A 22,608-nucleotide genomic window follows, 5' to 3' on the forward strand; every position below is an offset into this window, starting at 1 on the left:
AGACAAGAGTTGTTATCCTGAGTCAGACGCTCTCAAGATTTATCATCCGGGTAGAACCATCAAATACGCCTGGGCCCGAGTTGACGGGCTGGCGTCCAGTTGCAACTTAGCTGCCTTCACACGTGCGCTTTATCCGACCCCAGCGACCATGAGATGCTTCGTTTGGCGGCTTTTGGCATCGTCGTCGTGCCACCGCGATCATTCGGGATCGCGTCCTCTATGAAGGCGGTGGCCTTCTTGATCGCGATCGTTTTCCCAGCCAGCCACCCAGCCCCCTTGATCGCGCTCTGCGACACCGCGATTGTCGCCACACCGTTGTCCGTGCTCGTTCGTGGAGATGATGGAGAAGAACGGACGGCGCCGGGGCGCGCCTGGGTGACGGCGACTGAGGCGAATTCGGGTGGCATCTTTTGTCAGGCCGAGAAGAAGCACAGCCGGCGCCAAGCAAAATATCCGCGAGATCCGGCACCGACGGCTTTGCCCGGGGCGCATGGGTCTAATCGGTAGTTCAGGGCCGAAAAATCGGGTCTCCGTCTCTCAACTGAGTGCACACGAAATGAGCATTGAACCTATGCAGCCGTTGGGTGACTAAAGTGAGGGATGGACTACTTGTAATTTAGTCCTCGACAGGGGCATTAATTCGACCAAGCAAACCAAATTTCAAGAAGATTGGAGGCTCACGTATGACTTCCGTAACCTATAGTTATTCAAGTATCGGAGGTTCCATATTCGATAACTCAATAACTGGCGGAGATCAGTCCGGGGTTGCTCTCGCTGCTCTTGCAAACGGCAACTTCCTCGTCACATGGGACGGTCCGGATGTAGACTATGTGCAGGGACGAATACTCAGCCCAACAAACAATCCGATTACATCAGAGTTCAGCGTAAATTCCACCCAACCTAATCATCAATATCATTCAAGCGTCGCGGGGCTTTCAAACGGCAACGCTATCGCGGTTTTCGTAGATACCAGTTCAGATCCGAATGGTGACATTCGCGCTCGATTGTTTGCAAGTGATGGCACGCCGTTGGGCAGCGATTTTCTAATTTCAGGCGGCGCAAATATGGACGGCGTGCCGAACGTCGCGGCCCTTCCGGGAGGAGGCTATGTTGTTACTTGGACGCGGACATTTGGCTCCGGGGGCGACGAAGATATCAAGGCAGCGATCTTCAACTCGGCTGGAACTGCAATCGACACATTCACCGTGTCGTCGTCATCCGCCACCCTCGACAGCTTCAGCTCGCACACCACTGCGCTCGCCGATGGCAGCTTTGTCGTCACGTGGTCAGAGAAGACGGCGGGCGGAAATGGCAACGTATCCAACTATTTTAGACGCTTTGACGCACTGGGCGCGACGTTGGATAGCGGCCCAGTTTTGATCGACAACGCGGGTACAAACTCAGATATTCATGTCGTGGCTCTCGCGGACGGCGGCTTCGCCGTTACTTACACCGATACCGGGTGGGCAGCCAACACGACCGGCGGAACCTCGATCACTGCTCGGGTTTTCAATGCTGATGGCTCGGTGCGGTCCGACTTTATCCAGGTCAATCCAGGAAGCCTTGCAGGCAGCAGCTATTTTGAGATCGCGCCATCCATAACTACGCTTCCTAATGGGGGCTTCACGGTCGGCTGGGCTGACCAATCGAGTGGTACCGAGTTTTTCCAGGCATTCGACTCCTTGGGCCACCGGCTCGGTGATTACCAGTCTATGGTGTCGAACGTTTATGCCGGGGAACTGACGACGACCGTCGGTGGTCACGTTGTGTTGGCACGAACAAGCTCGCTAAGCGATGGAGATGGTAGCTCATCAATTCGATCGTCGACGTACGACTTGATCAAGCAAACTACAGGCGATGCAACAAACGAAGTTATCGTTGGCGAAAAAGGAATCATTGACAAGGTGACTGCGGGTGGTGGCAACGACACATTTGTTTACGGCAAAGGTGGTGGGGCCGATGTTTGGACGGACTTCGTGGCCGGGGCGGGAAGTGCCGACAAGATCGATTTGACTAGTTTTGGTCGGCATCTTCATCTCGGAAATATTTTGTCACAAACCACTCAGAACGGTTCGGACGCGACCATCGATTTTGGTGGCGGCGATACTGTAACGCTCCAAAATGTGAACAAGTCCGACCTGCATGCCGACGATTTTATAGGCCTGAAATCGACCTCAAACGACTTTGGTGGCAACGGAACGTCGGATCTGCTTTGGCGCAGTGATACTGGGGCGGTCGTAAGTTGGAGCATGAATAACCATACTTACGCCGGTGTCAGTCTGGGAACGGTCGATAACAGCTGGAAGATCTCAGACACAGGCGACATCGATAATGATGGTCGTCAGGATCTCTTGTGGAGGGATAACTCAGGCGAGCTGGTCGTATGGCGGATGAACGGCAGCACGTATACTGGAATTGATTTGGGGCATGTTGACACCAGCTTCGCGATCGTCGGTACGGGCGACTTTGACACCAACGGCACAAGCGATATCCTTTTTCGCAATACAACGACCGGCAATCTCATTAGCTGGGACATGTTTGGAAGCAACCATGTCGGCTTCGACTTCGGAGTGGTTTCAAACACATACGCCGTTGTCGGTACTGCCGACATAGACGGCAATGGTAGCAGCGACATCCTCTTCCGTGACAATTCAGGCCAGTTGGTTGGATGGTTCATGGCCGATCATGTCCATGCCGGCTTTGACTTTGGTCGCGTTGATACGACTTGGCAGCTAGCAGGGACCGGAGACTTCGACGGGAACGGGACCGACGACCTGCTCTGGCGAAACTCCGGAAATGGCGATTTGGTGATGTGGAATATGGCTGGCACCAGCCACACCAGCTTCGACCTCGGTATCGTCGCAACGAACTTTCAGATCGCAAGTGTTGGAGATATCAATGCTGATGGTAAGTCCGATATCATCTGGCGCAATAGCGCCGATGGGGACGTAACGGTCTGGAACATGGACAATCATGTTCATACCGGCTTTGACTTCGGAGTAGTTTCTCAATCTTATCATCTCATGGCATAGCCCACGCGGCTGAGTACGCGGCATATCAGCTTCGCCAGATCAAGGTAGCATTTCGCCAGATCGCCGAGGCCCTTGAACGTAACTCAACGGGTGATCAGCGCCATCCCGTCGCCAGCCAGCAGCTGCCGGCGGGCTTTTTCCGTGTAGAGCTCGGCCTGTGCCAACGCTTTCCGGCCCAAGCTGAGGGTCCTATCTATTTGGCAGCCACAGAATCCTTGCAGCGGTTCTGCTGCCAGGCTTTCTCGGCAAAGTGGGCCTGTCCCCGAACCTTCATGTAGTCGGGCCCGTAAGCAGCTTCCGCAATCACAGACCCGCCGGGCGCGGTTTTCGCTTTGGCCATAAGCTGCTCGAGCTGCTCAGTTTGCGCCGCAAGACTCTTCCGCTCGTTTGAAAGCTGCTCGCAAGAGTAGAGCTCGTATCGGGCAGGATCTGCGTTGGCGGGCGCCAAGATTTCGCTCATGGATGAGCAGCCGGCGAGGACAAGGGAACAACAACCAAAGGCCAGAGCAATGCATTTCGAGAGCACGGGGAGGGCCTCCTTTCGCCGCTTCTGAAGCATAATTCCCCCGAACTTCGCCAGTCTGAACGTACCTTTTGGCTGCTTTGAACTTGCCCTGTGGCGCTTCTGGTACAGCGAACGCCTTGGCCTCTCCTACCCAGAACAGCGACATGGGATAGGCTACGGTCGCCTCTAGTGGGTGGCCTCTTTCGTTGCTTGGACGGCAGCGGCAGATACATCCGCAATCAGTTCTCACGAGAAGTCAAAGAGCTGCTCGAACAGAGCTGGACGTACCCTCATTTTTTCTTGGCGCGTTTGGCCAATCTTACACCCGCGCCGCCTCCGTTCTCGGGGATGAACTCAACGCCAGCTCTCTCCAGTGCGGCACGGACCGCGTCTTTAACATCCTCAGACACAGCAGGCCCATCATCGCTCTCTCGCTCTAGGCGCTTGATCGTTGGCAAAGAACGTCCGGCCGCCTCAGCGAGGTCGGTCTGAGACCATCCCAACAAGCCGCGGGCCGCTCTCATCTGCTCGATTGAAATCATCCCAGATCCCTGTTTGACACTTTTTGGATCATCGATATGATCCATTTTGTATCAAGACAGAAGCCCGAGAGCAACCCCAATGAGCGAGAACACCTTCCCGGTGAGCGGCGGAGCTATGCCGTCAGCCATCCTCCCCAACCAGCGGAGCGGGCGCCTGATTCCCACCCGGTCAGCAGCCCGCCGGGAGGCTTCCGCAAACGTCGAGCCGCGCTCGGCGGCCAACGCGCTCCGCTCCCAGCTCATGTTCGAGGCTCATGCCCGCACCAAGGCGGACTATGTTGACGAACTCGCCTGCCGTGATCGCGCTCACCACATCAACCGTCCCTATAGCTATTACCTCAGGCTCCAGATGCGCAGCGGCTTTGCTGAGGCCCGATTGCGCGGGCTGGCATGGCGCCGGCCTTCGAACTTCCCCCGCAGCGTTGGGCATAACGGAGCCAAGAGCATGCTTTCCTCCACCACCAGCGATACCCGCGGTGGCGCCAATCGCCCATTGTTCGGCCTAACTACTTGGCTTGAGATTTCTCTTGCAGGCACTCAAGCAGAAATGCCGTGCGATCGCGCGGCAGCACATTGCGCATTTCAGCTTTCATCGCGCACTCCCGCTGCGCGATTTGTTCAGCGCGGCGCTTTTCTGCAGCCTCGCGGAACTCGGCAGGCACTTTGTCGGTGTCCACGAGCTTCTGTGCGCTGCCGGGATGTGTCATAAGCAATGCGGCAATGGTAAAAACAAGATGCTTCAAATTTGATCCCTTAAGTCCTCGACACAAAAAAAAGCTCCAAGCCAAGTTAGGGTTGGCGCTAGGTCGACTGCCGCCAACGGTTCAGCAATGGCTCATGCCATCGCTCCACAGGGATTTTACGACGATGGCTTCGAGGCCCTTCGACGTTGCGCGATAGGATGGCGACTGCGAACCGTTCGCGTTCTCCTCTCCGATCCATCCTTTGGCAACGAGTGCCGAGTTGGCAGCCGGGCCAACTCCAAAAGGGAGGACGTTTCCCTTCGCAATCGATGCGATCGCCGTCCGCTCTGGTAAGTCGGAATATCTGCCGGCCGCCTTCTCTGCTGAATTTTCTTGAGGTCTATGCCGAGTTTTTCAACGCGCTTGCGAAAGGACGATGTGCTCCGTCCCATCTCGTTACTAATTTCTCCTGCCGACTTTCCTTCAACAGCCAATTTCCGCAGCTGCGTATCAGCCTTGTCTGTCCATGCAGGTCCACGTCCCATGCGATCCTTGCACCTTGGTTTAATGCAGAAGGATGGCAAACCTCAGCTGCGAACTTAAGGTGCCGAGAGGCCAAGAAGGCTGTCGCGTCGAAACCCCGTCGGGGTCACCCCGACGGGGTTTTCTTCACCAAGGCTGGGGTCAAACGGGGGGTTGCGGAGGCCTTGGCCCAGGCATTCAAGCCTGCTTCTGAGCTGGGCACAATAAAAAACGAAAGCCGCCGGTGACGGGCCGGCGGCTTTGGACCAGAACTTATCGCCCGTTGAACGTCGGGCGCTGGCGTTGTTGTGTCTTCGCTGGAGCTCAAAGGTTCAATGGAGGCAAAGCCTCTCATCCATAAACCCCCGCCAGAAAGCTAATGCGAAATAGGCGCCTGCTGCGACGACCGCCGTGATGCTGATTGCGAGGAGGACCCGCCAGGTCTCGTCCATGGTGCCTCGTGGTCGTCAGCTCGGCCCGCTGGCCAGTATTTCGACTTGGTCAGGATCCAATGCTGCGCTTCCTCTTCAGTGGCGAAATCCCGAACGTGGGAGATGGGACCGACGCCGGTTGTCACGGCGACGATCCAGCGCCCGTTTTTTGTTTGTGCGCTAAAGCTCGGAAATTGAAGCCCGAGGCCTTTGTTCGCCGGTCGGATGTCATTCTTCATTTCCCCTGCGTGGCCGCGCCTACGATGGGTCTCCGGCCGATTCCGCGCCTCTCCAGGGTCGCGCAGCGATCTCATATTAACCACGCTCGCCGTCATAGTTGCTAGTTTGTAAAGTTGTGTAAGGGCGTGTGATGATTGTCTACTTGGGCACCATGAGTTATGCTGTTGCCGCGGTCTTGTTGCTCTTCGAGACCGGGCTCGCCAGGTAGCCTGCGTGGCGAACGAGACGGACCGGGCTACCCGCCTCGAACCGTCGGTATTTTTCGTCTCACTGCCGCGACCCCCTCTGCGGTAGCTTTGTAGTCAACGCCCTGTTCAGCTATCCAACCTTTGCGCAGCAGGCTCGCCAGCGTTCCCTTGCCTACACCAACAGGCAACGGCGCGGCGTGGCTCAAGGCAATGATCGCAGCTCGTTCGGGATAGTTCGGAACGTCGTCGCGACGGTCCGGGATCCGGCGCTGAACTTCGATACCGAACTCGTCGGCCTTCTTGCGTACCGTGGTATCTGTCCGGTTCAGCGCGGCGGCGACCTGGGTCAAAGTCAAGCCATCGCGTGCGAGCGTTCGAAGCTGCTCGGTTTCTTCGTCGGTCCATGGTCTCGACTTGCCCACTTCTACTTCGCCCCTCGCTCCGAGCTAGCGTTGCTAACTCAAGCCACTTGATAATTGGTCAAAGCTATTTCGCGGACGCCCCAGCAATGGACCCCCCGCGCCAGCTCAGTTTGCATCAACCGTTAGGTTGAGAAACAGACCGGGGTCCAATTTGTCACAACGACCGTAACTGGGGCCCCTTGGGCTCGAAATTTGAATGAGCCGCCGCCAAGGCGACCGCCTGCGCAACGCCCCGACTAAGCGCGGGGCGGCGGGAGAATCTCGCCTATCGGCAAGCGTTTTTCGCACAACTTATCTTCTTGCCGCAGGAGTTGCCCTGCTGCGAGGCTGACTCCTATCACGTAAATCCAGCCGGGAACGAAATCGAACAAATGCGAGTTAAAGAGCGAACTCACCATGTTCTGGATCACTATGATGAAGCCGAGCCATGAATAAAAGTCCGGCTCCCGAAAAAGGCGAAGATGACCGATCCACATTGCGTAAAGAATGATACAGCCGATGCAGCCCCACTGAACAGCAACATTAAGGGTCTGGTTGTGCGGATTGCTAATTGTTTCTCGTGAAATTCCGGTTTGCCCCTGAGCGGCGCGATCGAACAACCTTTGGACCGATCCTGTGCCATGCCCGAGCACGGGAGCGCCGACAAAGAAGCTGATAGATTTACGCCAATACTCAAGCCGCAATCCGACTGACGTTACTTCACCGCCGGTGACAAATTTCGAATATTCGACCAGGATGCTGTGCGACTTGTTCTGTAAGTTGGGCGAAGCGAACCAAGCAATTCCAATCAGGCTCATAAAGATCGCGCTGGCACTGTAGAAGATCGAGCGCGGCAAATAGTAGATCCCAAAAAGCACCATCATGATTGGGGTGTAGATCAGAGCCGTCCTCGCTACCACGACAAGTGCAAGGTTGGCGAGGAACGCCAGCGAAAGGCCGAGAAGAAATAACCCCAAGCCGATTCTTCGTGATTTGAACGACTGCAGAATTGGCCAAGCAAGGACGATAGCGCATAACGCAAAAGATTGGCTTTGATCGATGTAATTCTTTACGGGTACGCCAGGCTGTAAGCTGGCTGTCGAAGTGAGATTTGGCACAAACACGGTGATCCACGAAAAGATCATCAGAGCGCTGCAGGAGGCAAGGAATGCCCCCAGGACCCAGATCCTCCGTGAAGATCTTTGGAAATAGTACATCAATGCCGGCATCATTAGAAACTTCGCTGTGGGATTCACGCCACGAAGTCTGTCGACCCAGGAGATGTCAGCAGCCCACAGTGTGCCAGCTAGCGCCAGAGCGAACAGCGCTATTGGTAAGGCGCTGCTGGTCCGCCGGATCGTGGTGCGAAGGTCTTCAGGCCGCAATCGCAGGCCTACGCTTAGAACCCAGAGCGCGCTGAAAATCGAAGTTATAGTTGTGGACCAGGGTAGCGATGCGACCGTAATTACAGCAAAAAAATCGCTCGTTGTTGCCAGACGAGCCTCTGTCACATCGTTATGGTGATCTACCACCCAGGCCTTCCACCGAGCGATAAATGAGCTATTTTCCACTATTTCTTCGGTGTCGCTCACCGGAGCTACCTTTGATACTGCACGGTTTAGAGGGCTAGATAATTCGGGCGGCCGTCAAGCTTGCGATCTCCTCTGCCTCAAAGCCGAACTCTTTGAGTACTTCCTGTGTCTGCTCGCCGAACTCAGGTGGCGGCGCCACCATTCGGCTCGGCGTGCGTGACAGCGTCACGGGCTGGCCGAGCAAACGGATGTGACGGCCCTCATCGTTGGGCACGTCCTGGGCGATGCCGAGATGCCTAACCTGAGCGTCCTCGAACATCTGGTCGATGGTGTAGATCGGCCCGCAGGGTACGCCTGCCTCGTTAAGTTCGCGAACCCAAGTTTCGGTCGATTTTGTCACGGTGCGCCGCTCGATTTCGGTATGGAGCGCGTCGCGGTTTTTCGAGCGCGCCGGCGCAGTCGCGTAGTCGGGATTGGATAGCAGCTCCGGCGCGCCGATGGCTAGGGCGCAGCGCTCCCAGATCCGGCCGCCTGTGGTGGCGATGTTGATGTAGCTGTCGGAAGTCTTAAACACGCCGGTTGGGATGCTGGTCGGGTGGTTGTTGCCAGCCTGCTTGGCGATCTCCTTCTCCATCAGCCAGCGAGCGGCCTGGAAGTCGAGCATGAAGATCTGGGCCTGGAGCAGCGAGGTCTGCACCCATTGGCCCTTGCCTGAGACCTCCCGCTCGAGCAGCGCGGTGAGGATGCCCATAGCGCAGAACAGGCCCGCGGTGAGGTCGGCGACGGGAATGCCGACCCGCATTGGGCCGCCGCCGGGCGCGCCGGTGATCGACATCAGGCCCCCCATGCCTTGCGCGATCTGATCGAAGCCCGGCCGCTTGTGATAGGGGCCGTCCTGGCCGAAGCCGGAGATGCTGCCATAGACGATGCGCGGATTGATCGCCGCGAGGCTGTCATAGTCGATGCGGAGCTTCTTCTTCACGTCGGGCCGGAAGTTCTCGACCACGACGTCGGCCTTGGCGGCGAGGCGCTTGAATAATGCAAGCCCGCGCTCGTCCTTCAGGTTCAGCGTCATGGCCCGCTTGTTGCGGTGCAAATTCTGGAAGTCGGAACCGCGCCGCGGCCCGCCTGGCTGCTCGCCGCCGGCATCCTCGGTCAGCGCGTCGATCTTAATGACGTTGGCGCCCCAATCGGCGAGCTGCCGCACGCAGGTCGGTCCGGAGCGGACACGGGTCAGATCGAGTACGGTGAAGCGCGAAAGGGCTTCGGAGGCACGCGGGAAGGGCATCGTGAAAGGCTCCGGAACAGACTGCTTGAGCTTAGCATATCGATCGAAAGGGAGCGGCAAAGGTCTGCTAGCGTTGGTTTACACTGAAAGCGCCTAGACCTCTCGCCAGCAGGGGCAATGATGTAGATGACCGTTGATTCCTGGATGCGAAGGTATTCCGACCCTTGAGCTAGGTGGAACTGACTCGCTTGTCCGGGAACAAGAATACCAAAGAACAGCCGTGATGGTCTCGCCTAACCACACCTTTTATTGGAACGACTTGGTTGGGAGACCCCGCTGAATAGGCTTGCAGGCTCCTACAACGGCATGCAGCGAGCCAGCGCGACAGGTTGCCAATTGGAAATCCGACACGATCCCGATGACAACGTTGGCCAGGGCCAAAGCAGCGATGAGGCCGATCCAGTTCATTTTATGAGAATACTTGATGTGCTCCGCCGGACCAGGACAGTGTTCTGTCGGCGGAGCCAGCCGTCAGCTAGATGAGGTTGATGGCAACGAACCCTAGTTCCGGTCATTGTAGCAGTTCTCGGAATGAGCTGTACGCTTGGAGAGGGGGTGGAATTCTATATTCTGGATGTTTATATTCCGGCAATCTGCTTGGATCGCGTTCGTGGCAATGTGCATAAGACTGCCGTGTTGGCTAATCGGCACCGCATTCCCACCGGAGTATTGAGACTTATGATCGCGCTCGTAATAGGTGGGATTCTACTAGGGTTCATGCTTTTACTTGCCATTCTTTCGCTCACTGCGACTGCGAAGATCTTTAGGTTTCGAGATGGTGGCGTGGATTGAAGCGCTTTGAGATAGCCTGCCAGTGGCGAGATACGCATGAGCTTCTTGCTTTTGACGATTTGGTCGGTCGTTGTGGCGGTGTATTGCTACCGCATTGGCTTTGCCAACGGGCAGTTCCAGGGGATGACGCAGATGTCAGAACTCTGGCCTGTTGATGTGAGTAAGGACGGCTCGCCTGGAGGGTCCGGACCCGCCAGGAAAGCTCTTGGGGTGAGACGCGATGCGGGACAGTGACGCTCTCGTTGCGCGCGCCGAAATAGCTTTCAAAGGCTAAATAGCCCTTGAACGGAAGGTGTTGGGTAGTTAGTGCCGCGGCCTTGCGGTGCAGCAGAGTGCCTGAGACGCGAGCCGAGTTTACAGCTTCCGCGGGCGCAATCCGAACTCCTTCAGCACGTCCTCCGGCTGGTTGACCTGCGCGCGCCGAAAATCTTCTTCATTGCATAGTACGGCCCACATGAGCTCCCGGACCCAGCTCTTGTCGACTTCATCACCATGCGCTTCTCGGCTTCGGCCCCTCCCCATCAGCCAACGCAGCGTGAACTTCGAGCATTTCAGAGCAGAGCGGGCGGCAGTCGGCTGGGGAGTGACGTTAGCGGGCCTTTCGCTTAAACCATTTCTTCGGTAGGCCGAGCAAGTATGCTCGACGCCTGAGGTCCTCAGGGGGGCGGCCTAGCGCGTCAACGATAGAACCCAGCTCGGCGCCGGAACCCACAAGAGCGCGAAATAGATCATCTTCCCGTTTTGTCCAGGGCGAGCGCTTTTTGTCGATCGACATCTGAGGTAGCTAGGGCGCAGCCGGTAGCACACGCGTTCGATCCGAAGCATTGCACAAGTTACACCTCGGTTGAGATATGCTCTGGCAAAGCATCGGATAGTTTACCGTCGACCGGCCAAGTGGGCGATGTATTCCAACTCTCTAGCCTTAATCTCCCCAAGTAGACCATGACAATTATCACGCCCGCGGGCGCTTGCCTCAACGCACTGCTCGTACGTGGCAATGGCCTGCAGGTACCGCGTTCTGGATTCCTCCCTCGCATCTTTGCAAGCAGCGAGAACCACTAGGGGGGCGATTGCAATGAGGTGAGCACGTCTAAACAATTGAGTTCTCGAATAAATGGAATGAGGTGCCACTTGGGGGACATTATCGTGGCTCAGTTACGATACGATTACGTAGACAAGTACACCGAAACAACCGCTACAATACTGGGGCGGGGTCTTCTTTTTCCGAAGCAAGCGCTGGCCCGACCAACCAGGGCTAAGCAACCGACTTTGGGCATATTCTAGAGGTCCTCAAGCCTTTTCAACGATCCTTTTCGTAAAGCTTCGGCAAGCGGCAGTACGCGCTAGCGTTGCTTGCTGGTGTCTGGTATCATGATACTAGTCTGGGGGGCTAGTTCGGCGAACAATTGCGACGATGGCGCGTCTTTGAGGTGGCCTGCGAGCTGGAACTCCACGAACCCAGCTTGTTAGCTTGGCGGCATCAGCTTGCTCTGGTGGGGGACTTAATAGCGGTTTAAAGCCTGATAGCGCTTGACCATCAGTAAGCCGCACTATTAATCAACCCCAAATCGCTGCCAACTAGCTCATGTGCCGATCGAAAAATTTGGCGGGAATGATGTTCGAGAACAAAGTATTGCTGATAACGGGCGGAACGGGTTCCTTTGGAAGTGCTGTTCTAAGGCGGCTTGTTAACTCCGGTCTTCGCGAAATTCGGATCTTTAGTAGAGACGAGAAGAAACAGGACGATATGCGTCGTCGCTATTCGGACCCGAAGCTGCGGTTTTACATCGGAGACGTTCGCGAGAGGCACAGCATCGCGGCGGCGATGCGTGGCGTGGATTACTGCTTTCACGCAGCGGCACTGAAGCAGGTGCCCTCATGTGAATTTTATCCCATGGAGGCAGTACGGACGAACGTGCTCGGGACTGAAAACGTCCTTGAGGCCGCGATCTCTGCCGGCGTAAAGCGAATCGTATGTCTAAGTACTGACAAAGCCGTGTACCCGATCAACGCAATGGGGATATCGAAGGCGTTGATGGAGAAGGTGATGGTTGCAACGTCGCGCAATCTGGAAGGAACGCCGACCGTAATTTGCGGGACTCGTTATGGAAATGTAATGGCCTCTCGCGGCTCAGTTATTCCGTTGTTTGTCGATCAGGTGCGTAAGGGCCAGGCAGTTACTGTTACGGATCCTAATATGACCAGGTTCATGATGACTCTCGAGGAGTCAGTCGAGCTGGTCCTATATGCGTTTCGGCACGGCGGAAATGGTGAGATATTTGTTCAAAAAGCACCTGCCGCAACTATCGCTGTGCTGGTCGAGTCATTGCTGACGTTGATGAATAAACCTGATTATCCGGTCAAGGAGATTGGTACCCGGCATGGAGAAAAGTTGTACGAAACTTTGCTGAGCCGCGAGGAAATGGCTGCAGCCGAGGATCTTGGAAATTACTACCGCCTACCTCCTGATGCCCGTGATCTCAATTACGAGAAGTTCTTCGAACAAGGCGAAAAGCGCATTAGCAAGAGTTGTGAGTTCAACTCACATAACACGACCCGATTAGGGGTCTCAGAAATGAAAGAGTTGTTGCTGCGACTTGAATTCATTCGGGCTGTGCTGCGCGGTGACCCTGCTCCGCACGACATCTGAAACGAGGGACTAGCTTTGAAAAAATTGAAAGTCGTGACCGTAGTCGGTACGCGTCCGGAAATCATTCGTTTGTCGCGTATTATCGCTCGCTTGGATGAATTCTGCGAGCACATTCTAGTTCATACTGGTCAAAATTACGATTATGAGTTGAACCAGGTTTTCTTTGAAGATCTTGGGATCAGGAAACCTGATCGCTTCCTGGAAAGTGCCGGCGCGGGCCCAATTCAAACAATAAGCAACGTTCTAATAGCGTCTGACAGAATCTTTGAAGCAGAAAAGCCTGAAGCGGTGCTTGTGCTTGGAGATACCAATAGCTGTCTTGGTGTAATTGCCGCAAAGCGCAGACGCATTCCCATCTTCCACATGGAGGCAGGAAATCGCTGCTTTGACCAACGCGTGCCCGAGGAAATCAATCGGCGCATCGTTGACCATACCGCCGATGTCAATCTGACCTACAGTGATATTGCTCGCGAATATCTACTTCGCGAGGGACTGCCGCCAGATCTAATAATAAAGACAGGTAGTCCTATGTTGGAGGTCTTGGAATTCTATCGTGAACGCATCGAAAGTTCAGACGTACTACGGCGATTTAAGCTCACACCTGACCAATATTTTGTCGTTAGTGCCCACCGCGAAGAGAACGTTGACTCTCACCGCCAGTTGCAGAAGTTCCTCGATGTCTTGAATGCGCTCGCAAGCGACCATGGCCTGCCAATCATCGTCTCAACTCACCCGCGCACAAAAAAACGTCTCGCTGATGCCCGCGCGGAACTTAGTAATTTGGTGCGGCTCGAAAAGCCCCTTGGGTTCACCGACTATGTGAAACTTCAAACGTCATCTCGGGCTGTATTATCGGACAGCGGTACCATCACAGAGGAGGCTTCAGTCCTCAATTTTCCTGCGCTAAATCTCCGGGAAACTCATGAGCGGCCGGAGGGCATGGAAGAGGGCGCAGTGATGTTGGTCGGACTCGACATCGATCGGGTTCGGCAGGGGCTCGCGATCCTAACCAAGCAACCGCGAGGAAGCGATCGCAGTCTGCGACTGGTCTCCGACTACGACGTGATGAACGTATCCGACAAGGTGGTAAGGATCGTTCACAGCTACACGGATTACGTTCGGCGCGTGATCTGGAGGGAGTACTGACAGGGGTACCCCCTCTCTTTCGTATTTGTCACCTTTAGGAAACAGACGCATGAAGATTCTCGTGCTGGGCGCCAGTGGGATGCTGGGCCACACGTTATTTAACTACTTGGGCCGCAATGCAGCCTTTCAAGTGTTTGGAACCTGTAGAAGCAGACCGGCCGGGTGGTCCTCGCATTGCCCCTTGATCGAGAACGTCTCGGCACAAGATACGAAGTCTTGGCGTAATGTGATATCCGATTTATGCCCCGAGCTTGTGATAAATTGCATAGGTGTCATCAAGCAGTTAGATCAAGCAAAAGATCCGGTCATCTCAATCAAAACGAATGCGCTTTTTCCGCACGAATTATTCCTGGTTTGTCGCGGTATAGGCGCGCGTGTGATCCATTTCTCTACCGATTGCGTATTCTCGGGTAGCAAAGGGAACTACGTAGAGTCCGATATCCCCGATCCAATCGATCTCTACGGGCGGACAAAGCTCCTGGGTGAAATCGAGCAGTCGGGCGCCCTAACGCTACGCACTTCCATTATAGGACATGGCATCCACCCGAACAGCAGCCTGATCGACTGGTTTTTAGCGCAGCAACGTACGGTACCGGGCTATGTACGTGCAATCTACACGGGGCTACCAACTATCGAGGTGGCTCGAGTTGTGCAGGATTTTGTTGTTCCTCATCCTGACCTAAACGGACTCTATCATTTAGGCTCAGAAGCGATCACAAAATTTGACCTGCTTAAGGCGGTTGCGGCAGCATATGAAAAGGATATCGAAATTGTACCGGACGAGAATGTAGCGATTGATCGATCCCTCGATTCGAAAAGATTCCAGAACGCGACTGGATACCGCCCACCGAATTGGCCAAGTCTGGTGACGGCAATGCGAGAACATCGTAGGTGGTAGCTACGCTGTTCGATCAATCGCGGGAAATGCTCAGCCAAACCATATCTCTGGCACTTCCATGGCGATGCCGATCAATGCTATCTTCACCGCCGCCGTCATCTCATTCGCTGCCACTTGGTTTCGAGCTGAAGTACGGGTTCTTCACGGACGGCTGCTCAGTTGCGCGAAAAGGCTAGGCGCGGCCGCGTCCCGGAACTCGGCATCACGTCGCCATAACAAGGAGAAGTACAAGAGTACGATCCAAATCGCGCCGCCGGCGACCGCTCCCAAGCCAATTCCAGAGCGAAGTTCGTATCCCGTGAACCGAGCAGTAGCATGGGCGGGATTGCTTTCCGCATTTGCATACGCCTTTTGATCGGAGGCCAAATCCGAAACTGCAATATCTGCTGCGATTTGTTGCGGTACCTCAGTAGATCGGGATCTCAGGTCTCTTGCTTCAGTGAGGCTCTTGTCAAGCGCTATCAAAGGATCGGGTTCTGACCCGAAGATGGAAGCCAGTCTGCTCGCGAATGATCGTAGTGTCTCTAAGCGCTTGATTTCATCCTCGGTTTTCTTCAGTTCCTCTCGCTCTTGAATACGTTGAGATTGGAGGCCGACCAACTGCTGCGCCGCGGGCAGGAAAGCCGAACCGTTCACCTGGACTTGGATCGAACTCCTGGCGATATCAGTGCTCGAAAGTTCGGATTTATCGGCATCGCGCAACTTCGTCATTTCAACGATGCTTCTGTCGAGTGATGCGATTTGCGCCTTGCGCCGAAGAGCTTCGGCGTCAAGCTGGCTGAGACGTGCATCAACGTCTCCCCATTCCCGCCGATGGCGCTCGAGCGCATTTTGAATGAACGCGGCTGGCACGAACGATATCGCTAGCTCCGCTATTTTCTCAGCTTCTTCGGAAGATTTCGCCCTTGCCGAGACGCGCAATTTGAAAGCTCCAGCGCTCTTGGAAATGTCCCTAGCTAGCTCATCCGGAACGTCTCGAATCGTTGCACGCGATACACCGAATTCATGCTGAATTTTGACTGGATCGCCGGCCCCTTGCGCGAGCTGGGCTAAAAACAACTGAGCTTCGGCAGAACCGCTTAAGTTCTTCGTACGGGCGAACTGGGCGAAAAAGAGCGCGGAGCTTAGTTTTGCTTCGGCATCCTTGTAAGCGCTGTACGCGGTGGCTGGTGGGAGGTCTATCGGCAAAGTAATCTCAGCCGAAAAAGCGCGGCCAAACACCTGCGCTGCAACGCCACCTGCTATCGCACCGAACACAACAAGGGGCACGAAAACCGCCAAGCGCAAGAACTGTAAATTTGCCTTCATTCAAGCTTTCCTGTCATGGAGAACAACTAAAGGTTTTCTCGGACCACAACCCGAAGGCCAAGATCGGAGTCGGGACAGTAGCGCATCAGGTGCTGGTCAAAGTACTTCTGTATGGCCAATTTGTGCTCTGCCGGAGAGCTGCGAAAGCAGCAAACCCCGCGCCCCAGATACCGAAAGGTCAATGTGTTGTCACGTCTTGATCTAAACGTGGGACCTTGACCGCGTCTACATGGACGGCTGCTTTGGCGTTAGCAGACGGGCGACAATGTTCAATGCTTGGGCACGGACGAGAGGGGTCGCAGTTGCGGTCGCTAGTAGTACGATACTCCCTATTGCGGCAAACTCGAGTAGTTGGCTCATGCGAGTAGTTGCGAGGGGCAAAGAGAGGCGCGCAACAAGCGCTGAAGCCGTGCCGGCGACGAAAGGAATGATGATATCGTTAAGATACCACCGCATCTGCTCGCCGATTAGAAGATGACGGTGGAGCATGGTGGGAGTGACGATGATATTGGCAAGACCTAGTCCGATCCAGACGGCCGTTGCTCCGGCTGCGCCAAAAACTGGCGTCAGCAAGAGAGCAAGCGGAATCCCCAGCACGGCCACCATGTTAGCGTACCACGGATATTTGGACCAGCCTGCCGCCAAGGCGAGTGAATTCGGTGCGCAGTTCAACGCAAGCAAAGTCGCGCCGGAAAACAAGAGTGGCAATACGACCCGCAGCTCGGCGGCCGTTTCTGAATTGCCGGTCCACAGGAGCACCAGTGCGTCCGAAAAGAGAATGACGATTGCCCAGGCGGGCAAGACCGCAATTGAGACGAACTGACTGCAAGCATGGTAGACATCGGAGATCTGCCCATCCGCGCGCGCCTCGACGAGGCGCGCAAATCTCGGCAGCAAGACCGTCATGAATGGGCTCACGACTAAAGCCGGAAGGCTGGCGATGCTCCCTGCGAGCACGTAATGCCCGAACGTGTGCAAGGGAAGCAGTCCGCTCACTATCACCTTGTCTGCCTGGGAGACGATCACGAAAACAAGCGCATTGGCGATCAGCAGGGAGCTGAAGCGCCAGCTGTCGGTCAGGAGATGAAAGCGCAGAGTGGGACGCTTTCCCCCTGCGGGTATCCTGCGCCACGCGATCGCAAGCGCCCCGACAAGGCAGACTGCGATCACAGCCAGTTGTGAACCAAAATAGATCTCTGGCGTCGGGCCCATGTAGACGATGGCGAGCGCTCCCAAAACACCCCTACCGATGCCGAGGCCGGCAAGGAGCGCATTTGCTTCGAATTGCCGCTCAAGTCCGAGTAGAAAACTCACGTTCAGATTGAACAGGAGCTGCGGCGGCATCGTCCAACCAGCCAATACGACGCAGGTAATGACCGTCGGCGCTTCTAGGTTGGTCGAAGAAATCCAGGAATGTGCGATGAACGGGGCCGCGCTTGTGATCGCCATCGCGATCGCGACACCTGTAACGAGGTACGCCGTCTGCGCAGTGAGCAGAATGTCTCCGATCTCGGGATGATGCCGGCAATGCGACCGTCTGGCCGTTTCACGAGTCACAAAAAGCCCGAGCACGTGATCGACGATGACTAACAGCGACATCACGGTCGTGTAGAGTCCGATCAGGCCTATGCTTTCGGCTCCGAGCAGGCTTAGGAAAAATGGCATCAAGAGGATGCTGACGAGCGGGCTTGCGGTACGTCCGGCAAAACTCGCTACTAAGGCGTATAGCAGACGAGTCGAACCAAGGGACTCATCGGGCTTGTCAGGTTCGATAACTCGCCGTTCCGTCGCTTGGTCGACTTCTTCCGTCATGGCATCAGCGCCTGCTGATCTCAAGTACAAGCCATGGTGCCATTTTCGAAATCATCACCGGTTGCAGCAGCCCCAGGACATTCACTCCGAGGGCGAAGCTGCGAGCCAGGGCGGGCGGCAAGCGCTTATCAAACGAAAGAATCCAAGGCGTGAGACGTCCCCATGCGTAGGTTCGCACTTCGCCGCTCAGGTCCGCCGGCGCGAGCGCGCTCAGCGACTGGTGGTTCATGATGTCAAGATTGTGCAGAAGCAAGTTGCTCCGGTCCAGCTTCGACTGAATCGTCCCATAAAAACCGCCGTAGTTCGGTACCGTGATGATGGCTCTGCCGCCGGGGCGCAACACTTCAACATGCTTCCGGACTATGGGTCGCGGATCATCAAAATGCTCAATCACTCCAAAGCTAAAGACTAGATCGAACGAACCTGGCGGAAAGCTCGTCTGCAGGAAGTCTTCCGTTCTCAGGTCTATGGGGACCTGCATGTCTCGAAATAGTTCTCGCGTTGCTTCGGCGCTCTTGGGGGCGTATTCTACGCCGCTCACTTTGGCCTGCCGTTCGAGAGCGCACCAGAGAAGGAATTTTCCGGGTGCGCACCCGACCTCGAGCACGGACGTGCCCGGACGCAAGTGCGCAGAGAGGAGGTCGGTCAGGTCGGCAACAGTGACGTTCAGGCGCGAAGGAGATCGTCGCGAGACGCGCAGTGCGCGCGAATCCCAATGCTTAGGGCCAGCCAAATCGCTCTCGTTTTCCATCACAACAGCTTCTCCGAGCAGAATTTGAAACCGGGTGCCGCCCGATTGCAAAGGTTTAGCGTACTCTCTGCGGGCGATCAAAGCCAGTACAGTGCTTAAATTTGTCAGTCGGTTCTCCTTGCATCTCCCCTGATCGCCCGCTATCAGCTCATGTGGAGGTACTTGCTGTAAGTGAAGAATATGGCAGATAGTCCAGGTAGAACTGGTGCCACTCGTCTCCGATCGCATCTAAGAGCCTCGACGTGGTCACCGAATTGCTCATAAGCCTTATCGTGGTTGCGATTCCGCTCCTACTTGAGCTACGGAAACCGCAACCGAACCTGCTCGAGCCCGTCCTCCTATTCAACTACGGGTTCTTCGCTTCGTATTTCTTGAAGGGCATTCTCCTGGGTTGGCAGCCGCTGACTTTCGTGACCTACCCTGATCGATGGTCCCATCCGTCAGACTTGACCTTCTACTTCATCATATGCTGGATGGCCCTGACGGTATTTAATGTCGGGTACTATTTTTGCCCTGCGCCCTCGAGGCGCACGGCGGCTGCGACGCTTGTTCCGCCTTCGACATACCGTCTTTTTTATCTATTGCTGATCGTTGTGAGTGCGTCATCATCGTTGGTTATCATTTCTCGAATTGATTTCAACATGCGCTCGTTGTTGTACTCCTTTGCCGCCTGGGAGGATTTTCGAGCGGCTGTAGCGCTGAATTGGCTGGAAGGTGGATGGGCCTTTATCGGACCGATTTTCGTGGGGCTCTTTCATCTCGGCTACGAGGTTCACGCCAGGCCGCATGGGCTGGTGGCCGAGCGCATCGTATCGGCTGCGCTAACCTTTCTTGTTCTTCTTGTGGTCGGTAGTCGGGCGTTATTGCTAACCTGGCTTCTCAGCCTTGTCCTGTATCGCTCGATCTGGATCAAGCCGATATCATTACGAGTGCAGGGTGGACTCCTGGTTGCGTTGCCGCTCGTGGGAGGCGCTCTAGGCATAATCCAGAAGATAACGACCGTGGGAGCCGAATCACTTGAATATCCATTTCCGGTCAATATACTCTACCGTTTGTCCAGCTCTTACGAGCAATTCGAAAACCTCGTCAACTTTCTTCATTCGCATTTCGAGTTTGACTGGGGGCGGAGTATCGCCGAGGACGTCTTTCTGACATTCGCACCGAGGTTCCTGCTTCCCATGAAACCGCTTGATTACGGGTTTATGCGGGCGCAAAATGTCCTGTTTGGCGATTGGTGGGAGATATCACGGGCGACTTCATATCCGGTCGGCAGCTTGGCTGAACTCTATTTTAACTTCGGATATGCGGGAATAGTGCTCGGAATGCTGGCTTTAGGAGCGCTTCTTTTCAGGTTACGTTGGGCAGCTGTCAGGAATCCGCTCTACATTGCTCCGTTCTGCGCCATCGGCGCGAATTTTATTGCGCCACATCGCTGGTATGGTGATGTGCTGATGAGTCTCGGCCTATATCTCGTGGTCGGGGTGTTCAACAGCCACGCTGCCAATCTTTTTGCGAATATTTCGCGCTTCAACAACGTCGCGCCTCACGGCAGACAGCGCAGCTGACGATCTCCTCAATGGTTCTTTATCGCATCGTAGTAGAGTTCAAGGTAGCAATCGGTGCTGGTCGCAATGGAAAGCTTTGCCACGCGCGAGTTGGCAGCGGCGCTTAACCGCTTCAACCGTGCGCGGTCTGTCAATCCCTCGAGAATCCCGGCGGCGATCGCTTCTACTCGGTCTTTGTCGACAAATATGGCTTCCTCCGAGGAAAAGGCCCAGCGATGGCTCGGGATGTCCGAGAGAACCATCGGACAGCCCGTTGCTGCCGCTTCGAGAGCGGCATTGGGGCTTCCTTCGAAATGGCTAACCAGAGCCGCAATGTCAGCCGTCTTAAGCCAAGACCAGGCGTCGGTTCGATAGCCGGCCAACTTCACATTGGCCTGAAGGTCGTACTTGACAATCATCTTCTCAAGCGCAGCTCGCTCCGGTCCTTCCCCGAGAATCTTGAGCTCAACATTGGGAAAACGGTTGCGGACGATGAGTATAGACTGGATGAGTTGGAATAGGTTCTTTTCCGGGCCTAGCCGTGCCAAGCAAACAATGAGCGGACGGTGCAAAGGATGGCCCGGTGGCGCCACGCGGATAGCATCGAGGTCGAGGCCATTCGGAATCAAGTAGAGCCGAGGATGACCCTTCCAGTAATCCATCCCCGCGGGGCTGTTTGCGACGATTGCGGCCGCGCCGCGGCCGAGGAACTTGCGCGCCAACGCCTTTCCTCGCTCGGAGTAGTTGGCCGCCGCCGACCGCTCTGAAATGACGAACGGAATTCCAAGCGTCGACGCAACAAGACCGCCGAGGATGTCCATCATGGGCATCCACGTCTGGATCACATGAGGCTTCCAGTCGCGAACGAAGGTTGCGAGTCCCGAGAGCAGTTGCGGGTGATAGTTGCTCTTGCAATGGATTGGTCGGACGGTGATTCCTCCAGCGCGCAGTCCTGTGGCATCCGCGGCGTCGACGCGGCTGAAAAGGGCGACATCAATTCCTTTTTCGTTCAGGGCGAGCAAGAGCTGACGCGCCTGCCGTTCGGCACCACCGTATTTCAACGTCGGGATGAGATGAAGAACCCGCATTCGGACCTCGGTTCAGGTGAGAGACGCAGGGTGCGGCAGCCTCTCTCAGGGAGATCCCTCTTCAAATTTTGTGATATTCTCGGTACCAGCGCACGAAGCGTTCGACGCCGGTTTCGATCGGCGTCTTGGGCGCGAACCCGACTACATCTTCAAGGTCGGAGACGTCGGCGTATGTGGCTGGAACGTCGCCGGGCTGCATGGGCAGGAAATTCTTAATCGCCTTACGACCGAGACAATTCTCGAGCACCTCGATCAGATACATAAGCTCTACAGGATTGTGATTGCCGATATTGTAAATTCTATATGGTGCGAGACTGGACCCCGCATCGGGCGCTTCGCCTCTCCAATTTGGGTTGGAAGCGGGGATAACATCGGTCAAGCGAACGATGGCCTCGACGATATCGTCGATGTACGTGAAATCGCGACGCATTCGCCCGTGGTTGAATACATCAATAGGTTTGCCGGCCAGTATCGCCTTCGTGAAAAGAAAGAGAGCCATATCGGGCCGCCCCCAGGGACCATAGACAGTAAAGAACCGAAGGCCCGTGGTTGGCAGTCGAAAGAGGTGACTATAGCTGTGAGCCATCAGTTCATTGCTCTTCTTGCTTGCCGCATAGAGACTGACCGGATGATCGACATTTTGGTGAACCGAGAACGGCATCTTGGTGACGGCGCCGTACACTGAACTCGATGAAGCGTATATAAGATGCTTTACATTATTGTGCCGGCAGGCCTCGAGCACATTGATAAACCCTTCGATATTGCTTCGGACATACGCGTGCGGATTGACAAGCGAGTACCGGACCCCAGCCTGCGCGGCTAGGTTAATGGCGACTGTGAACCTACCGTTGTCGAACGCACGATCAATAGCCGACTTGTCAATGAGATCGAATTCTAGAAATTGAAATCCATCATCATCTGCGAGTAGGCGTAAGCGCGACCGCTTTAGCTCGACGTCGTAATAATCATTTAGGTTGTCAATTCCAACGACCCGAACGCCGCGAGCGCGCAGGGCCCGTGCAACATGGAAGCCGATAAAACCAGCGACGCCGGTAACGAGGATGGACATGTAAGCTCACATATATAAGAAGAGTGATTGAACAACGGACGGTACCGAAGGGATCATTGCGAGGCCGAAGCACTTGGAAGGAACCAATGCAGTGACTTCAGCCTAACGGTGCGCTTCTTCAAGGCTAGTTTCGGGCCCCTTATTCCCGAATTTTTGCGGTTGTACAAGGGCAAATGGCCATGGTAC

The 22,608-nt window shown here is 55.4% G+C and carries 17 protein-coding genes; 5 read left to right on the plus strand and 12 right to left on the minus strand.

All coding sequences use genetic code 11. From position 1 onward, the window contains the following. Nucleotides 1-116 precede the first annotated feature (116 nt). Entirely contained in the window at nt 117-311 is a 195-nt protein-coding gene (locus HYH08_RS12625) for a hypothetical protein (RefSeq protein WP_220010101.1), read from the minus strand. 372 nt (nt 312-683) lie between these two features. Here HYH08_RS12625 and HYH08_RS12630 point away from each other — a divergent pair, with 372 nt between their 5' ends. Continuing rightward, on the plus strand, nt 684-3,032 hold the full coding sequence (locus HYH08_RS12630) for an FG-GAP repeat domain-containing protein (protein WP_220010102.1): 2,349 nt from the start codon (nt 684-686) through the stop codon (nt 3,030-3,032). Nucleotides 3,033-3,225: 193 nt separating this feature from the next. Here HYH08_RS12630 and HYH08_RS12635 read toward each other — a convergent pair whose 3' ends face one another. The 6 genes from HYH08_RS12635 to HYH08_RS12660 all read right to left on the minus strand — a co-directional run bounded on the left by HYH08_RS12635 (nt 3,226) and on the right by HYH08_RS12660 (nt 9,364). After that, complete coding sequence (locus tag HYH08_RS12635) at nt 3,226-3,492, minus strand: hypothetical protein (RefSeq protein ID WP_220010103.1); 267 nt, start codon at nt 3,490-3,492, stop codon at nt 3,226-3,228. 335 nt (nt 3,493-3,827) lie between these two features. Beyond that, nucleotides 3,828-4,079, minus strand: a complete 252-nt coding sequence (locus HYH08_RS12640; RefSeq protein ID WP_220010147.1) for a helix-turn-helix domain-containing protein — start codon at nt 4,077-4,079, stop codon at nt 3,828-3,830. Nucleotides 4,080-4,585: 506 nt separating this feature from the next. After that, nucleotides 4,586-4,822 (minus strand): hypothetical protein, encoded by a 237-nt coding sequence (locus tag HYH08_RS12645; RefSeq protein WP_220010104.1) that lies wholly within the window; start codon nt 4,820-4,822, stop codon nt 4,586-4,588. 1,368 nt (nt 4,823-6,190) lie between these two features. Continuing rightward, nucleotides 6,191-6,565: a hypothetical protein gene (locus HYH08_RS12650; protein WP_220010105.1), complete on the minus strand. Its 375-nt coding sequence runs from the start codon at nt 6,563-6,565 to the stop codon at nt 6,191-6,193. Between the two features lie 236 nt (nt 6,566-6,801). Beyond that, nucleotides 6,802-8,136: an O-antigen ligase family protein gene (locus tag HYH08_RS12655; protein ID WP_220010106.1), complete on the minus strand. Its 1,335-nt coding sequence runs from the start codon at nt 8,134-8,136 to the stop codon at nt 6,802-6,804. A 34-nt stretch (nt 8,137-8,170) separates the two neighbouring features. Then, on the minus strand, nt 8,171-9,364 hold the full coding sequence (locus HYH08_RS12660) for a CaiB/BaiF CoA transferase family protein (RefSeq protein ID WP_220010107.1): 1,194 nt from the start codon (nt 9,362-9,364) through the stop codon (nt 8,171-8,173). Nucleotides 9,365-11,771: 2,407 nt separating this feature from the next. Here HYH08_RS12660 and HYH08_RS12665 point away from each other — a divergent pair. Genes HYH08_RS12665 through HYH08_RS12675 form a run of 3 tightly spaced genes read left to right on the plus strand, consistent with a single transcriptional unit; the run spans nt 11,772 to nt 14,850 of the window. Beyond that, nucleotides 11,772-12,806, plus strand: a complete 1,035-nt coding sequence (locus tag HYH08_RS12665; RefSeq protein WP_220010148.1) for a polysaccharide biosynthesis protein — start codon at nt 11,772-11,774, stop codon at nt 12,804-12,806. A gap of 15 nt (nt 12,807-12,821) precedes the next feature. Beyond that, nucleotides 12,822-13,952, plus strand: coding sequence for a non-hydrolyzing UDP-N-acetylglucosamine 2-epimerase (wecB, locus tag HYH08_RS12670; protein WP_220010108.1), 1,131 nt, complete (start codon nt 12,822-12,824; stop codon nt 13,950-13,952). Nucleotides 13,953-14,001: 49 nt separating this feature from the next. Next, complete coding sequence (locus tag HYH08_RS12675) at nt 14,002-14,850, plus strand: dTDP-4-dehydrorhamnose reductase family protein (protein ID WP_220010109.1); 849 nt, start codon at nt 14,002-14,004, stop codon at nt 14,848-14,850. Between the two features lie 141 nt (nt 14,851-14,991). Here HYH08_RS12675 and HYH08_RS12680 read toward each other — a convergent pair whose 3' ends face one another. From HYH08_RS12680 to HYH08_RS12690, 3 genes are all read right to left on the minus strand, one after another. After that, entirely contained in the window at nt 14,992-16,158 is a 1,167-nt protein-coding gene (locus HYH08_RS12680) for a hypothetical protein (protein WP_220010110.1), read from the minus strand. 225 nt (nt 16,159-16,383) lie between these two features. Beyond that, entirely contained in the window at nt 16,384-17,970 is a 1,587-nt protein-coding gene (locus HYH08_RS12685) for a lipopolysaccharide biosynthesis protein (protein ID WP_220010111.1), read from the minus strand. A gap of 4 nt (nt 17,971-17,974) precedes the next feature. Next, nucleotides 17,975-18,721 carry a class I SAM-dependent methyltransferase gene (locus HYH08_RS12690; RefSeq protein ID WP_220010112.1) on the minus strand — a complete coding sequence of 249 codons (747 nt, stop codon included), beginning with the start codon at nt 18,719-18,721 and terminating at the stop codon, nt 17,975-17,977. Between the two features lie 242 nt (nt 18,722-18,963). Here HYH08_RS12690 and HYH08_RS12695 point away from each other — a divergent pair, with 242 nt between their 5' ends. Next, entirely contained in the window at nt 18,964-20,286 is a 1,323-nt protein-coding gene (locus HYH08_RS12695; protein ID WP_220010113.1) for a hypothetical protein, read from the plus strand. A gap of 8 nt (nt 20,287-20,294) precedes the next feature. On the opposite strand, the gene HYH08_RS12700 is transcribed toward HYH08_RS12695, so the two are convergent. After that, nucleotides 20,295-21,353: a glycosyltransferase gene (locus tag HYH08_RS12700; protein WP_220010114.1), complete on the minus strand. Its 1,059-nt coding sequence runs from the start codon at nt 21,351-21,353 to the stop codon at nt 20,295-20,297. A 61-nt stretch (nt 21,354-21,414) separates the two neighbouring features. Continuing rightward, on the minus strand, nt 21,415-22,422 hold the full coding sequence (locus HYH08_RS12705) for an NAD-dependent epimerase (RefSeq protein ID WP_220010115.1): 1,008 nt from the start codon (nt 22,420-22,422) through the stop codon (nt 21,415-21,417). Nucleotides 22,423-22,608: the final 186 nt, after the last annotated feature.

Source organism: Bradyrhizobium sp. BR 10289 (genome assembly GCF_019455385.1).
In the GTDB taxonomy this organism is placed as follows: domain Bacteria; phylum Pseudomonadota; class Alphaproteobacteria; order Rhizobiales; family Xanthobacteraceae; genus Bradyrhizobium.

Excerpts from the sequence above, each read along its gene's own strand:
- HYH08_RS12665 (WP_220010148.1), top strand. The coding sequence starts at position 11,772 with ATGTTCGAGAACAAAGTATTGCTGATAACGGGCGGAACGGGTTCCTTT.
- HYH08_RS12660 (WP_220010107.1), bottom strand. The coding sequence starts at position 9,364 with ATGCCCTTCCCGCGTGCCTCCGAAGCCCTTTCGCGCTTCACCGTACTC.
- HYH08_RS12690 (WP_220010112.1), bottom strand. The coding sequence starts at position 18,721 with ATGGAAAACGAGAGCGATTTGGCTGGCCCTAAGCATTGGGATTCGCGC.
- HYH08_RS12705 (WP_220010115.1), bottom strand. The coding sequence starts at position 22,422 with ATGTCCATCCTCGTTACCGGCGTCGCTGGTTTTATCGGCTTCCATGTT.
- HYH08_RS12700 (WP_220010114.1), bottom strand. The coding sequence starts at position 21,353 with ATGCGGGTTCTTCATCTCATCCCGACGTTGAAATACGGTGGTGCCGAA.
- HYH08_RS12630 (WP_220010102.1), top strand. The coding sequence starts at position 684 with ATGACTTCCGTAACCTATAGTTATTCAAGTATCGGAGGTTCCATATTC.
- HYH08_RS12640 (WP_220010147.1), bottom strand. The coding sequence starts at position 4,079 with ATGATTTCAATCGAGCAGATGAGAGCGGCCCGCGGCTTGTTGGGATGG.
- HYH08_RS12635 (WP_220010103.1), bottom strand. The coding sequence starts at position 3,492 with ATGAGCGAAATCTTGGCGCCCGCCAACGCAGATCCTGCCCGATACGAG.
- HYH08_RS12680 (WP_220010110.1), bottom strand. The coding sequence starts at position 16,158 with ATGAAGGCAAATTTACAGTTCTTGCGCTTGGCGGTTTTCGTGCCCCTT.
- HYH08_RS12675 (WP_220010109.1), top strand. The coding sequence starts at position 14,002 with ATGAAGATTCTCGTGCTGGGCGCCAGTGGGATGCTGGGCCACACGTTA.
- HYH08_RS12685 (WP_220010111.1), bottom strand. The coding sequence starts at position 17,970 with ATGACGGAAGAAGTCGACCAAGCGACGGAACGGCGAGTTATCGAACCT.